This window comes from Arthrobacter sp. TJ-217 (assembly GCF_058269255.1).
Genome location: NZ_JBZCNJ010000007.1, coordinates 131,239 through 144,603 on the forward strand (window position 1 = coordinate 131,239; position 13,365 = coordinate 144,603).

Below are 13,365 nucleotides of genomic sequence, written 5' to 3' on the forward strand. Positions count from 1 at the left end.
TCCGCACCCTCCCTTATCTCTTGCCCCGTGCTACCCCCAGGCGGCCCGCAGGGTGCAGTCAGGCCACGGTGCGGTCGGCCGTCGATTGAAGCCGCTGCAGCGCCCGCTTGGTGGTCAGTACCGGTTGGCGGTACTCGTCACTGAGGATGGTGAGCATCGACTCGGCGTAAGTGGGGTTCGTACTTGCGATCGCATCCCGGACGAAGGCCACGCGGAAGTTGTTGGCGAAGGCATCGGCCGCCGTGTGGGCAACGCAGTTGTGGGTGGATACCCCGGCAAGCAGCAGGCCCTCAACCCCCCGCGCATGCAGGCGCTCGGCGAGGTCCGTCCCGAAAAAGGCGCTGTCCCTCGTCTTGACGACCCGCTCGAACCCGTCGGCGCGAAGGCCGGGCACGTAGGCCGCCTGGTCGCTGCCGGCGAAGATGAACCCCTGGTCGTCGTCAAGCATGCTCACGGTCCAGGTCGATTTGTCCCTCAGGTGCTCGGTGGCGACGAACAACACCTCGGCCCCGGCTGCCACCGCCTGGGTTACCAGCTGGTTGCACTCACGGACGAGGGTGTCCCGCTCCCGCCTGAGCGTCTCGTCCTCGAAGTACGCATTCTGCATGTCGATGACCAGAAGCGCCTGCTTCACTGTTTTCCTCCGTTGCTACGTTCCCTGCCGACCGGCATGCTGCCCTAGGACTCGACTGCCCGAAGCTCATCGGCGGGCGTTATCTCCTGCGTGCCCGTCTCGGGAGCGCCGGAGAGGATCGGCACCACGTCGTCGGCCCGCGGCGCTCCAAGCAGCCGTGCGAGGTCGGACTCGGGGATACCCGCAGCCGCGGCGACCTCGGCGGGGGGAACTTCGTCGCGCAGCGCACTCTCGACCGCTTCCCGGCACACGACCGCAAGGCGGTCGCGTTCGAATTCGGCGTTCTCCAGGTCAGCTGCGGCAACAAGGATGCGCTTCAGGTGCCGGTTGTCTTGCTCAAGCATGGATGCCCCTTCTAGTGATGACTCTGTCGTTGGAACGGCGTTGATTCACTGCGCGGAAGCTGCTTCACCGTGGACGAGCCCAACGGCCATCGAGGCCACATCGGGGCGGGGCTGCGGCGCGGCCCTTGGGTCCCCTGCCGCAGACGGTCACCAAAAAAAGGCTCGCGTCGGTGCTCCGAAGTGGAGTTTCCGAGGCCTTTGGCTGGACCTGTTCTCGATTCTACGAAGAACCCGGGCATTTTGCGAAGCTGCGGCTCACAAGGACTCCCGCCCGGGGGCTTCGGGCGAAATTATTTCAACTTGGAAGCTAAGCAGGCTTTCAATTAAGTACTAAGTGTGCTTACTCTATAGGCCGGTGGTCCCTTGAGGGGAGAAGATCCCATCACCGCTGACCTAAGAGCCAGGAAAGTCACGACCCCTCACATTGAGCTACATCGAGAAGGAGAACGACATGATTTCCCAGGAAAACATTGACACCATTCTGAGCCGCGGCGGCAACGTCGTCGGATCCGATGGCGACAAGATCGGGTCGATCGGTCAGATCTACCTTGACGATCAGACCGGCGAGCCCAGCTGGGTCACCGCAAAGACGGGCCTCTTTGGAACCTCGGAGTCATTTGTGCCGCTCCAGGGCGCAGACGTTGAAGGCCATGACGTCCGCGTGCCCTACACCAAGAGCCAGGTCAAGGATGCGCCGCGCATCGAATCCGACGGATCGCTCAGCCCGGAGGAGGAAGACCAGCTCTACCGCCACTATGAACTGGGCGGCGGCTACACCGGGACAACGACCGGCACCACCGGCACCGAGACCTACACCGGCACAACGACCGGCACCACCGGCACGATGCGCGACGACGTCGACATCGATGCCACCTCCGGCCGGCGTGACGCCGACTTCGTTGACAACGACCGCCGCGGCACAGTGGGACACGACACCTCGGGTCCCACCACCGACGACGCAATGACCCTCTCGGAGGAGCAGCTGCACGTTGGAACCGAGCGCCGCGAAGCCGGCAGGGCGCGCCTGCGCAAGTACATCGTAACCGAGAACGTCACGAAGACGGTGCCCGTGAGCCACGAAGAGGTCCGCATCGAGCGCGAGCCGATCACCGACGCGAACCGCGACGCCGCCTACGACGGCCCCGCCATCAGCGAGGAGGAGCACGAGGTGATCCTTCACGAGGAGCGCCCCGTGATTGAGAAGGAGGCCGTGCCGGTTGAACGCGTCCGCCTCGACAAGGAGACCGTCACCAGCGAGCACACCGTCAACGAAGAGGTCCGCAAGGAAGAAATCGACGTAGACGGCGACGAGCGCCGTGGCGGCCGCATCTAGGCTGCCCGTCCGCTGTGGAAGGCCTGGAGCCAGCGCTCCAGGCCTTCCGTCGTCCCGGGGGCATTCTGCCCCGCTGAGGCCCGCCTGCTCGTGCCCCTCCTATGACAGGGGCCAATATAATAAGCAGGCTTCCTATCGGGGTCCGAATTGTTTACAGTAGTAACTAGGACGACCGGGAACCATGAAGGGGAAGGAACCTCCAAAATGCCGGAGCTGAACGAATGGTCGACCAGCCGGCTGCTGACCACCGCGGCGCGCATCGTGGAACACTCCTGGAACGAAAAGCTGCTCAGCATTGGCATCACCCACGCGGGTCTGACGACCCTCGGGGTTCTTGCCCGTGAGGGCACAGTGACCGGGGTGCGCCTAGCCCAGCTGGTGCATGTTCAGGCCCAAACCATCGGCAGGACCCTTGATCGGCTTGAGAAGCGCGGGCTTGTGACGCGGCTGAGAAATACGGCTGACCGGCGGAGCCAACGCATCACCATCACATCGGCCGGGCTCAAGGCCCTTGAAAAGGCCAAGAACATCGAACACGAGCTGATGCCCGAAGACGGGCTCGCCTCGGAAGACCTGCGCACGCGCCTCAAGACCGTCATCGACGAACTGGGCCCGCGCAAGTAGCCGCGGATCAGGCGGGGGCTAGAAGCCCCCGCCGTCTGCGGCCATGTTGTTGAACCGCGAGTAGTGCCCCTGGAATCCGACAACCAGGGTCTTCGTTGGGCCGTTACGGTGCTTCGCCACAATGACGTCGGCCTCCCCGGCCCGAGGGGACTCCTTGTCGTACACATCGTCGCGGTGGAGCAGGATAACCATGTCGGCGTCCTGCTCGATCGAGCCGGACTCGCGGAGGTCGGAGACCTGGGGCCGCTTGTCGGTCCGCTGCTCCGAGCCACGGTTCAGCTGCGACAGCGCAACCACCGGAACATTGAGTTCCTTGGCAAGAAGCTTGAGCGCACGGGAGAATTCCGAGACCTCCTGCTGGCGCGACTCCACCCGCTTGCCTGAAGACATCAGCTGCAGGTAGTCGAGGACAACGAGCTTGAGGTCGTGCCGCTGCTTCAGGCGCCTGCACTTCGCCCGGATCTCCATGAGCGACATATTGGGGCTGTCATCGATGAACAGCGGAGCATCGTTCATGCGCCCCATGGTTGTTGCGATCTTTCCCCACTGTTCGTCCTTGATGGTGCCTTTCCTCAGGTCCTGGAGCCCGATTGTGGCCTCCGCCGAGAGCAGGCGCATCGCGATCTCGTTGCGGCCCATTTCCAGGGAGAAAAACACGGTCGTCATGTTGTGCTTGATCGCGGCGGAGCGCGCCCAGTCAAGGGCGAAGGTCGACTTACCCATAGCCGGACGGGCTGCGACGACGATCATCTGGCCGCCGTGCAGCCCCTGGGTCAGCTCGTCGAGCTCGTAGAAGCCCGTGGGCACGCCGGTCATCCCCTCGCCGCGGTGCCCCGCGGATTCGATCTCGTCGACCGTTCCCTCGATGATGTCCTTGAGCGCCACGTAGTCTTCGGCCGTGCGGCGTTCCGCCACGGCGTACACCTCGGCCTGGGCGGCGTTGACGAGGTCGTCGACCTCGCCGTCGTTGGAGTATCCAAGCTGCACGATCTTGGTCCCGGCATCGACAAGGCGCCGGAGCACGGCGCGCTCCCTCACGATTTCGGCGTAGAAGCCAGCGTTCGCGGCCGTCGGGACGGACTGGATCAGCGTGTGGAGGTAGGCAGGCCCGCCGATGCGCGAAATTTCGCCGCGCTTGGTGAGCTCGTCCGAAACCGTCACGGCATCGGCCGGCTCACCACGCCCGTACAGGTCGATGATCGCTTCGTAGATGCTCTCGTGTGCGGGCCGGTAGAAGTCGATGCCGCGGAGCACCTCGACGCAGTCGGCGATGGCGTCCTTCGACAGCATCATTCCGCCGAGCACCGACTGCTCGGCCACAAGGTCCTGCGGCGGTGTGCGTGAAAATTCGGGTGACCGGGTGTCCGGTGTTGAGTCTGCATGTGCCAAGGACACTGGCGCACCCTTTCTACTGAAAATCGTCCCTCCACGCAGCGGCGCAGCCGTCGGCTGAGGAGCTGGGCCGGGATCGCTTACGGAAGGTGTATCACCCGGCACTCCCATTCTCGATGGGACCTCCGCAACGCTAGCCCCAGCGGCCCGGCACACCAAGCGAGTTGCCAACAGGGCCTGTGGATTACTTGTGGATACTGCGGCGTGTCTTGTGCACAGGCTGGGGAGAACCCTGTGGACAAAAAGAAATCTTTCCACTGAAACCCGCTCTGACGTGGGAAAACTTTATCCAGTGCCTGTGGAGGAAAAGTAATTTGGCGGAAACCTTCATCCACAGGTTGTATGTTGACACCCCGGTTGAGGGAGCGTAGCCGGGTGCGCCGCCGGCGGCGGGCCCGGCGACGGAACGGCGTGGAAGGGCGCTGGAGAGGTGCCCGGCCCCGGAGCCGGGCGCAGGGATACCGCAGCACCCGTGCGCTCCTTCGTGGCCCTGGTGAGGATCCGCTGCCGAGGATCCTCGCCCCGGGTCCGGCCCGGGGCGTGAGCGCCCTTAACGGGCTCCTGACGCGGCCCATGGGGCATTGGCGGGGTCCGCAGGGCCCGGCCACCGGCGAAGGGCGGTACTGCTGCCCGGGAGGCGCGGAGGCCCTCACAGGCTTCCATGGCGCTTTCGGTTGAGGACGAAAAGGGACCCCCGCCGAGGCGGGGGTCCCTTTTCGGAGCGTCGTGCGAAAAGCGCTGGACTAGCCGGCGACGACGTCCAGGTCGATCACTGCGGCAACGTCTTCGTGAAGACGAACGTTGGCCTGGTAGGAGCCAACCGACTTGATGTGCGCAGGCAGTTCAACCTTGCGCTTGTCGATGCTGCCGAGGCCTGCGGCCTCGACGGCCTTTGCGACGTCGTCCGCCTTGACCGTGCCGAACAGGCGGCCGGAGTCGCCTGCCTTGACGGTGAGCTTGACAGGCTTGGCCGAAAGCGCCGCTGCCTGCTTCTGCGCGTCTTCGAGGCTTGCGTGCTCGCGTGCCGAGCGGGCGGCCTTGAGCGACTCAACCTGCTTCTCGCCACCCTTGGTCCACGTCAGGGCGAAGCCGCGGGGCAGAAGGTAGTTACGGGCGTAACCGTTCTTCACCTCGACGACGTCGCCTGATGCACCGAGACCGGTTACTTCCTGGGTCAAAATAAGCTTTGCCATGAAATAGGTTCCTTTCCTTTAGCCGCGGCCGGCGCCGGAGTAAGGCAGGAGCGCAACTTCGCGGGCATTCTTGATTGCCTGGGCGATCTTGCGCTGTTCCTGCACCGTCACACCGGTGACGCGGCGGGCGCGGATCTTTCCGCGGTCGGAAATGAACTTGCGCAGCAGTGCTACGTCCTTGTAGTCGATGACGGTGACGTCAGCGGCCTTCAGGGGATTGGACTTTGGTTTGGGCTTACGAAGTTCAGCCTTAGCCATCGTGGTGCTCCTTTTATCTGTTGGAGCCCGCAGAACGATTCTGCGGGATGGGACGTACTGGTGAATCTTGTGCAAACAGGGGCTTCGGGACCGAAGCCTGCCTGCGGTTAGAAGGGAGGCTCGGAATCCGGACCGTTGCCCCAGCCCTGGGAATTTCCGCCCGCGGGCGCACCCCAGGGATCGTCGGCGGGCTGCTGTGCCTGCTGGCCGCCGCCGCCCCAGTTCGAATTCGTACCGGAGCCGCCGCCGAAGCCACCGCTGTTTCCGCCGAACCCGCCGCCGCCACCGCCGGAGCGCTGGGTGCGGCTGATCTTGGCCGATGCGTAACGCAGGGAGGGGCCGATCTCGTCGACCTCAAGCTCCATGACGGTGCGCTTTTCGCCTTCTTTTGTTTCGTACGACCGTGACTTCAGTCGGCCCTGGGCCACGACCCGGGTCCCCTTTGTGAGGGTCTCGGCGACATTTTCGGCCGCCTCACGCCACACCGACGCGCGGAGGAACAGCGTTTCGCCGTCCTTCCACTCGTTTGACTGGCGGTCGAAGGTACGCGGCGTCGACGCGATGGTGAAGTTCGCCACCGCAGAGCCCGACGGCGTGAAACGAAGCTCAGGATCGTTGGTGAGATTGCCAACGACCGTAATTGTGGTTTCGCCTGCCATGGTGCCTCCTTGGGTCACGTCCCGCCGGAGCGGGCTTGTTGAGTAAGAAAGGGGTACGCCGAAACTACTCGGCGGAAACCTTCTGCTCCTCGGGGCGGATGATCTTGGTCCGCATGATGGTCTCATTGAGGCCAAGCTGGCGGTCGAGTTCAGCTGCTACTGCGGGAGTCGCGGTGAAGTTGACGACGGCGTAGATGCCTTCGGCCTTCTTCTGGATTTCGTAAGCCAGACGGCGACGTCCCCAGATGTCCACCTTGTCCACGCTGCCGCCGCCGTTGCGGACGACGTTCAGGAACTTCTCAAGTGTCGGTTCGACGGTACGTTCCTCGACATCGGGGTCGATGATTACCATCAATTCATATGCACGCATGTGTGAACCCACCTCCTTTGGGCTAAACGGTCACGGCCTTTCCGTAACAGGAGGTTCTTTAGCGTTGATCCGGCTGCCGCCGGCGGGATTTCCCGCCCACAGGACTCAGCACAGACTTGTCAATACTAGCGGATGAACGGGCGGCGGGAGAATCGGTCCGGTTCAGGGGTGGAGGGGGCGCACGAAGAAGCGCGACGCCACCTGTGCAAGGCGTACCGGGTCCTCAACACCGCACATTTCGCGCGCCGAATGCATCGACAGCAGCGGGGTTCCGACGTCGACGGTGCGGATGCCCAGACGGGTAGCGGTGAGTGGACCGATCGTTGAGCCGCACGGCACCGTGTTGTTTGAGACGAACTCCTGGTACGGGACACCGGCCTCGGCGCAGAGAGCGGCCCAGAGCGCGGCGCCGGGGGCGTCGGTGGTGTACCGCTGGTTGGCGTTGATCTTCAGCAGCGGGCCGCCGTTGAGCACCGGATGGTTCGCGGGGTCGTGGCGTTCGGCGTAGTTGGGGTGGATGGCGTGGCCGGCGTCGGCGGAAATGCAGAACGAGGAGGCCATGGCGCGCAGGCGGTCCTCCAGGCCGGCCCCGAGACCCGCCGAAATCCGCAGCAGGACGTCCTCGAGGAACGGCCCGCTCGCCCCTGAACGGGAGGCGCTTCCCACCTCCTCATGGTCGAAAGCCGCGAGCACCGCGATGGGCCGCCCTGGCCCGGCCGCGGACCCGGCGGTGTCGATGAGCGCGGAGAGTCCGGCGTGGACCGAGGTGAGGTTGTCCAGCCGTCCCGAGGCGAAGAACTCGCCGTTCGCGCCGAACACTGCCGGTTCCTGTGTGTCGGCTACGACGATGTCGAACCCGCCCACCGCTGCGGGGTCGAGGCCGGCGGAGTTCGCAAGCACGCCGAGGAGGTCCGCCGCCTGCGGCTCACCGAGACCCCAGACCGGGTTCATGTGCTGCTGTTTGTTGAGGCTCAGGCCGTCATTGGCTGAGCGGTCGAGGTGGATGGCGAGCTGCGGGAACCGAAGCAGCGGTCCGGTTGCGACAAGGTGTTCGCTTCCGTCACCGGTGACGAGCCGCCCCGCCAGGGCCAGCTCGCGGTCCAGCCACGAGTTGAGCAGCGGCCCGCCGTAGACTTCGACGCCGGCCTGGAGCCAGCCGTGCCGGCCGATGGTGGGCTTGGGCTTGAGCTTGAACGACGGCGAATCGGTGTGGGCGCCAAGGATGGCGAACCCCGTGGCGGCGGTCGCATCCTCCGGAACGGACCACGCAATGAGGGCGCCGTCGCGGATCACAAAATAGTTCCCGGGTCCGGAGGGCCACGCGTCGTTCTCCGAGAGTCGCTCGAACCCGGCCGCGGCAAGCCGCCGTCCGCCTTCTGCCGCCGCGTGGAAGCTGGAGGGGGAGGCACTGACATACGCGCCGAGGTCGTTGATGTGGGTTGAGGCTGAAGGCATGTTCCGATTCAACCAGATCCCGCGCGCTGCCGGTCCTAGACGTCCCGCTTCCGGGCGACCACAAGGGAGGCGACAAGCAGGACAACGGCCCAGGCTCCGAGGACGAGGCCGCCTTCCCACTGGGTCAGGGCACCCTCCTCCGCCGTGATGGCGACAAGCCGGTCTCCGGCATTGGTCGGCAGGAAGCGGGCCGCATCGGGAATCCAGTCGGCCAGCCCGGAGATCAGGTTGACCACGATCACGGGAACCACAAAGAACAGTCCCACGGCCGTGACCACCCCGCCTGCGGTGTTGCGCAGCAGTGTCCCGATCCCCATGGAGATCACGGCAATCAGCGCCAGATAGGTTCCGGTGTTGAGAATGCTGGCGCCCACACCCTCGTCGGTGAGGGCGAAGCCGAGGTCTTCGACGGCCAGGATGGGCTGGACGGCGAAATACGAGAGCAGGGCTGCAAGTGCGCCGACAAGGAACGATACGAAGGCGGCGATGACGTTCTTCGCGAGCAGGGCAGGCACGCGTTTGGGAACGGCAACCATCGTTGACCGGATCATGCCCGTGGCCCACTCGGAGGCGATCAGCACCACCGCGAGGGAGGCGATGAGGAGCTGCCCGAAGATGGTGCCCGACGAGGGAGCGGTGCGGGCAAGGTCTCCGATATCCGGCATCGGCTCCTCCGGCGGACCCATCTGGGGCGCGGGCCCGCCCGAATTCAGCTGGGCCTGGGCCGTCTGGAGGGACCACGCGAACAGGGCGGCAAGGCCCACCATCACCACAAGCGTGCAGACGAGGAGGATCACCGTCGACGGAACCGTTGTGATCTTGATCCACTCGGACCTCAGGACGCGGGCGAAGCTGAGGTGGGGTGCGTTTTTGCTGACGGTCCCCGCCCCGGCCGGGGCCGGCGGGGTGGAGGTTGAGGTGCTCATGAGCGGTCTCCTTCGGGGACACCCTGGACGCCCAGGGGCAGGTCGTGCGAGGCGTATTCGACTTCCGAGGCCGTGAGCTCCATGTAGGCCTCCTCGAGGGAAGCCTGAAGCGGCGTCAGTTCGTAGACGAGCACCTGGTGGCGCAGGGCCGTTTCGGCGATCCTGCGGGGATGGGGTCCGGATATTTCGAGGAGCTCGGCTTCGAGGAGTTTCGAGGTCGTTCCGTCGCCCGCGAGCGCCGCCAGCAGGTCGGCCGGGCGGTCGGTGCGGACCCGGGTCTTGAGCTGGCCCGCGCCCGCGAGAATCTCCGAGACCGGGGCATCGGCGATGATCCGGCCACGGCCGATCACGATGAGGTGGTCCGCCGTCATCGCCATCTCGGACATGAGGTGGGACGAAAGGAAGACGGTGCGGCCCTCGGCCGCGAGGCCGCGGGCGAGGTGCCGGACCCACTGGACGCCCTCAGGGTCCAGGCCGTTGACCGGCTCATCGAGAATGACCGTGTGAGGGTCGCCCAGCAGCGCGACGGCGATCCCGAGGCGCTGGCCCATCCCCATCGAGAATCCACCGACCCGCTTCTTGGCGACCGGCCCCAGCCCGGTCATTTCAATGACCTCCCGGACCCGGCTGTTGGGGATGCCGTGGGTTGCGGCCATGGCGCGCAGGTGGTTGTAGGCGCTGCGCTTTGTGTGGAACGCCTTCGCCTCGAGCAGCGCCCCCACCTCGCGCAGCGGCGCCCGGTGTTCGGAGTACCGGCGCCCGTTGACCCGCACCGAACCGGCGCTCGGCGTGTCAAGACCGACGATCATGCGCATGGTCGTGGATTTCCCCGCGCCGTTGGGACCGAGGAATCCTGTCACCTTGCCAGGCTGGACGGTGAAGGAGATGCCGTCGACGGCGGTTTTGGGGCCGTAGCGCTTGGAAAGGCCGTGTGCCTCGATCATGACGTGTCCTTTGGCTGGTTGGTCTGGAGGTGCCGCACGCGGCTGTTTCGCCCCACTCTAGGCTGCCGCCCCGCCGGCACCCCCGGTCCGCGGAGGTTTCCGTGGACCGGGGCGGCGCGGCGCGCGGACGGCCGGGTGCGTGGGCGTGGGCGGAGGCCCGTCAGCGGGAGCTGATCGAGGCGAATTTCCGGATGCACAGCGGGACGAAGATCAGCAGCATCAGGACCGCGCCGATCAGGACCGTGGGCACCGCGTTCTGCATGGGCCAGGAGTCCGGGGTGGGCACCGAGCCGACATTGCCGAAGAGCTCGCGCGCGGCCTGCACCAGCGCAGAAACGGGATTCCAGTTGGCGAACGCTTCAAGGGGTGCCGGGAGGTTCTGGCTCTGCACGAAGGCGTTCGAAATGAACGTCAGGGGAAACAGGATCATGAAGGAGGCGTTGTTGATGACTTCCGGCGACTTCACGCTCATGCCGAGCAGCGCCATCACCCAGCTGAAGGCGTAGGAGAACAGCAGCAGCAGTCCGATGCCCGCGAGGAAGCTTCCAAAGGAGGCGTTGATCCGCCACCCCACAACGAAGCCGGTGGCCATCATGATGATGACCGAGATCCCGTTGAGGACGAGGTCGCTGTTCGTGCGCCCGACCAGGACCGCCGATGAGCTCATCGGCAGGGTCCGGAAGCGGTCGATGATGCCGTCCTTGAGGTCCTGGGCCATGGCGGAGCCGGAGAAGGTCGACCCGAAGATCACCGTCTGGGCGAAGATCCCGGCCATGAGGTACTGGGTGTAGTCGGTGCCTTCGACCGCGATCGAACCGCCGTAGATCTGGCTGAAGAGCAGCACGAACATGATCGGCTGCAGGACGGCGAAGACCAGCATGTCGGGGGAGCGCTTCAGTTTGGTCAGGTTGCGCTTGGTGACGGTCCAGCCGTCCGACAACCACATCGAAGCGGCGCCGGGGTCGGCAGCCGGCCCGGCGTGCCGGTTCTCGGGAGCCAGGACGCTCATTTTGCGTTCTCCTTTGCTGGTGTCGCGGAGCTGTCTTCGGCCGCTTCAGCGTGCCGGCCGGTGAGTTTGAGGAAAACGTCGTCGAGGCTGGGCCGCCGCATGCCGGCGTCGTGGAGTTCGATTCCCGCCTGGCCCAGGTCGCCCAGGACGTACTGGAGGGCCCGCGGCCCGTTGATGACGCCGACTTCCACGGTGCGGCCGTCGTCGGCGACGGTCGGCAAACCGTCGCCGTGGCGCCCAAGGACCTCGCGTGCCGCCGCGGCGTCGGAGGCATCGACAAGGGTCACAACCACGCGGTGGCCGCCGATCTGTGCCTTGAGCTGGTCCGCTGTGCCTTCGGCGATGACCCGCCCGCCGTCGATCACGGCGATGTCATCCGAGAGCTGGTCCGCTTCCTCAAGGTACTGGGTGGTGAGCAGCAGCGTTGTACCGTCGTTGACAAGGTCCTTGATGATTCCCCAAAGCGACAGCCTGCTCCGCGGGTCGAGCCCCGTTGTCGGCTCGTCGAGGAACAGGATCTTCGGATTGATGACGAGGGCGCCGGCCAGGTCGATCCGGCGGCGCATGCCTCCCGAGAAGCCCTTGACGGGGCGGTTGCCCGCCTCCGTCAGTTCGAACTGGTCGATCAGTTCCTGCGCCCGGCGCTTGGCCTCGCGCGCTCCGAGGTGGTACAGCCTGCCGACCATCTCGAGGTTCTCGAAACCGGTGAGGTTCTCGTCGACCGCCGCGTACTGCCCCGAGACACCGATGATCCGGCGGGCTGCCTTGGGGTTGCTGAGGACGTCGATCCCATCGACGTGTGCCGTTCCCTCGGTGGGACGGATCAGGGTGGTCAGCACCTTCACCACCGTGGTTTTGCCGGCGCCGTTCGGCCCGAGCAGCGCCTTTACTGTGCCCTGGGGCACGGAGAGATCCATGCCGTCAAGGGCATGCACCGGTCCGCTCTTTGACTTATAGGTCTTTTTCAGACCGCGTGCCTCAATAATCGCCATTCCCACAGCGTAGGAGGAAAGCGCCCCGCAGACTAACCGATCAGGTCAAATGCTGTCCTTATCCAAAATTGCCGTGCGCTCGGTCTCCCGGCGCTCCCGGGCGGCGGGGGCAACGATGAAGGAAGCGAGGACGGCGACGCCGACGGCGAGCAGGGCCGTGCGGATGCCCACGATGTCGCCGAGGAACCCAAGCAGCGGCGGGCCCGCGAGGAAGGCCGAGTAGCCGATGGTCGACACCACCGACACCCGGGCGGCGGCGCGTGCCGGCTCGTCGGCTGCGGCAGACATTCCCATGGGGAACCCGAGGGCGGCCCCCACTCCCCACAGGACGGCGCCGGCCGCAGCCAGGAGCACGGTGGGCGCGAAGACGAAGAGCAGCAGGCCCAGCAGGGAAGCCCCGAGGCTGGCCTGGAGCACCCGCACTCGGCCGTAGCGGTCGATGAACGGGCCGCCGATGAACCGGAAGGCCGTCATTGCCGCAACGAAGAGGGCGAACATGACAGCCCCGGTGCTCTCGCTTGTGCCGAGCCCGTCAACGCTCGCCTTGGCCAGCCAGTCGTTGGCCGCGCCTTCAGTCAGCGCCGCACCCAGCACGACGAGGCCGATCAGCAGCGTGCGTGGTTCCCGCCAGACGGCGAACCGGCCTCCTGCCGCGGCCGACGGCACCTCGCTCTGGTGGGCGAGGGTGGGAAGGAAGTACCGGGGGATCCAGAGGGAGATGGCCAGGGCCACAACGGAAACCGCCAGCAGGTGGGCGGCAAGTTCCACGTCCAGCGCCGCGAGCGCCGCCCCCAGGAGCGCCCCGAGGAACGCTCCACCGCTGAACGCCGCGTGGAAGCGCGGCATGAGAGTGAAACGGAGCCGGCGTTCAACCTCTGCGCCCTCGATATTCTGCGCCACGTCCCAAAGCGCGACACCGGCGCCGAAGAGGAAAAGCCCGACGGCCGCCAGGGGCACCGAATGGGTCCAGAGCCCCGCGGCGACGGTTGCCGCTGCGACCGACGACGCCGTGCCGCCGGCCCGCACCGTGTTCGCTGTGCCGATCCGTGCCGCCACTGTTCCGGCGAGCGGCAGGGACAACACCGAGCCGATCGCGCCGACAAGCAGCAGCGCCCCCATCTGCCCGGAGCCGAGGCCGAGGGTGGCGGAGGCCGCCGGGATCCGCGCGGCCCAACTCGCAAACACCAGTCCGTTGAGGCCGAAAATGGCAAAGGTCGCCCACATTGCAGGCC

General features: G+C 65.9%; 15 protein-coding genes. 2 read left to right on the plus strand and 13 right to left on the minus strand.

The features are described 5' to 3' along the window. Positions 1-58: 58 nt before the first annotated feature. Complete coding sequence (locus tag AC4D2R_RS13515) at positions 59-634, minus strand: cysteine hydrolase family protein (protein ID WP_490940518.1); 576 nt, start codon at positions 632-634, stop codon at positions 59-61. A gap of 44 nt (positions 635-678) precedes the next feature. Further along, a complete protein-coding gene (locus AC4D2R_RS13520; protein WP_490903165.1) occupies positions 679-978 on the minus strand; it encodes a hypothetical protein in 300 nt (99 codons plus the stop codon). A gap of 451 nt (positions 979-1,429) precedes the next feature. Between AC4D2R_RS13520 and AC4D2R_RS13525 the strand changes: the two genes are divergently transcribed. Then, positions 1,430-2,311, plus strand: a complete 882-nt coding sequence (locus AC4D2R_RS13525; RefSeq protein ID WP_490940520.1) for a DUF2382 domain-containing protein — start codon at positions 1,430-1,432, stop codon at positions 2,309-2,311. 204 nt (positions 2,312-2,515) lie between these two features. Beyond that, on the plus strand, positions 2,516-2,935 hold the full coding sequence (locus tag AC4D2R_RS13530) for a MarR family winged helix-turn-helix transcriptional regulator (protein ID WP_490903163.1): 420 nt from the start codon (positions 2,516-2,518) through the stop codon (positions 2,933-2,935). An 18-nt stretch (positions 2,936-2,953) separates the two neighbouring features. Here the strand turns inward: AC4D2R_RS13530 and dnaB are convergent, their stop codons facing one another. The 11 genes from dnaB to AC4D2R_RS13585 form a co-directional block, all read right to left on the minus strand. Beyond that, on the minus strand, positions 2,954-4,330 hold the full coding sequence (gene dnaB, locus AC4D2R_RS13535; protein ID WP_490903161.1) for a replicative DNA helicase: 1,377 nt from the start codon (positions 4,328-4,330) through the stop codon (positions 2,954-2,956). A gap of 740 nt (positions 4,331-5,070) precedes the next feature. Next, complete coding sequence (rplI, locus tag AC4D2R_RS13540; protein ID WP_490903159.1) at positions 5,071-5,520, minus strand: 50S ribosomal protein L9; 450 nt, start codon at positions 5,518-5,520, stop codon at positions 5,071-5,073. Between the two features lie 18 nt (positions 5,521-5,538). Continuing rightward, positions 5,539-5,778 (minus strand): 30S ribosomal protein S18, encoded by a 240-nt coding sequence (gene rpsR / locus AC4D2R_RS13545; RefSeq protein WP_005273147.1) that lies wholly within the window; start codon positions 5,776-5,778, stop codon positions 5,539-5,541. Positions 5,779-5,885: 107 nt separating this feature from the next. Continuing rightward, a complete protein-coding gene (locus AC4D2R_RS13550) occupies positions 5,886-6,437 on the minus strand; it encodes a single-stranded DNA-binding protein (RefSeq protein WP_490903157.1) in 552 nt (183 codons plus the stop codon). Between the two features lie 64 nt (positions 6,438-6,501). Then, on the minus strand, positions 6,502-6,807 hold the full coding sequence (gene rpsF / locus AC4D2R_RS13555; RefSeq protein WP_490903156.1) for a 30S ribosomal protein S6: 306 nt from the start codon (positions 6,805-6,807) through the stop codon (positions 6,502-6,504). Positions 6,808-6,969: 162 nt separating this feature from the next. Continuing rightward, the gene (locus tag AC4D2R_RS13560; protein WP_490940522.1) at positions 6,970-8,262 is read right to left on the minus strand and encodes a M18 family aminopeptidase; all 1,293 of its coding nucleotides are present in this window, start codon (positions 8,260-8,262) and stop codon (positions 6,970-6,972) included. Between the two features lie 35 nt (positions 8,263-8,297). Beyond that, on the minus strand, positions 8,298-9,188 hold the full coding sequence (locus tag AC4D2R_RS13565; RefSeq protein WP_490940524.1) for an ABC transporter permease: 891 nt from the start codon (positions 9,186-9,188) through the stop codon (positions 8,298-8,300). Further along, the gene (locus AC4D2R_RS13570; protein WP_490940526.1) at positions 9,185-10,132 is read right to left on the minus strand and encodes an ABC transporter ATP-binding protein; all 948 of its coding nucleotides are present in this window, start codon (positions 10,130-10,132) and stop codon (positions 9,185-9,187) included. The genes AC4D2R_RS13565 and AC4D2R_RS13570 overlap by 4 nt, the downstream gene beginning before the upstream one ends. Before the next feature lie 160 nt (positions 10,133-10,292). Next, the gene (locus tag AC4D2R_RS13575) at positions 10,293-11,141 is read right to left on the minus strand and encodes an ABC transporter permease (RefSeq protein WP_490903150.1); all 849 of its coding nucleotides are present in this window, start codon (positions 11,139-11,141) and stop codon (positions 10,293-10,295) included. Beyond that, positions 11,138-12,133, minus strand: coding sequence for an ATP-binding cassette domain-containing protein (locus AC4D2R_RS13580; protein WP_490940528.1), 996 nt, complete (start codon positions 12,131-12,133; stop codon positions 11,138-11,140). The genes AC4D2R_RS13575 and AC4D2R_RS13580 overlap by 4 nt, the downstream gene beginning before the upstream one ends. Before the next feature lie 45 nt (positions 12,134-12,178). Further along, positions 12,179-13,357 carry an MFS transporter gene (locus tag AC4D2R_RS13585; RefSeq protein ID WP_490940657.1) on the minus strand — a complete coding sequence of 393 codons (1,179 nt, stop codon included), beginning with the start codon at positions 13,355-13,357 and terminating at the stop codon, positions 12,179-12,181. Between the last annotated feature and the right edge of the window lie 8 nt (positions 13,358-13,365).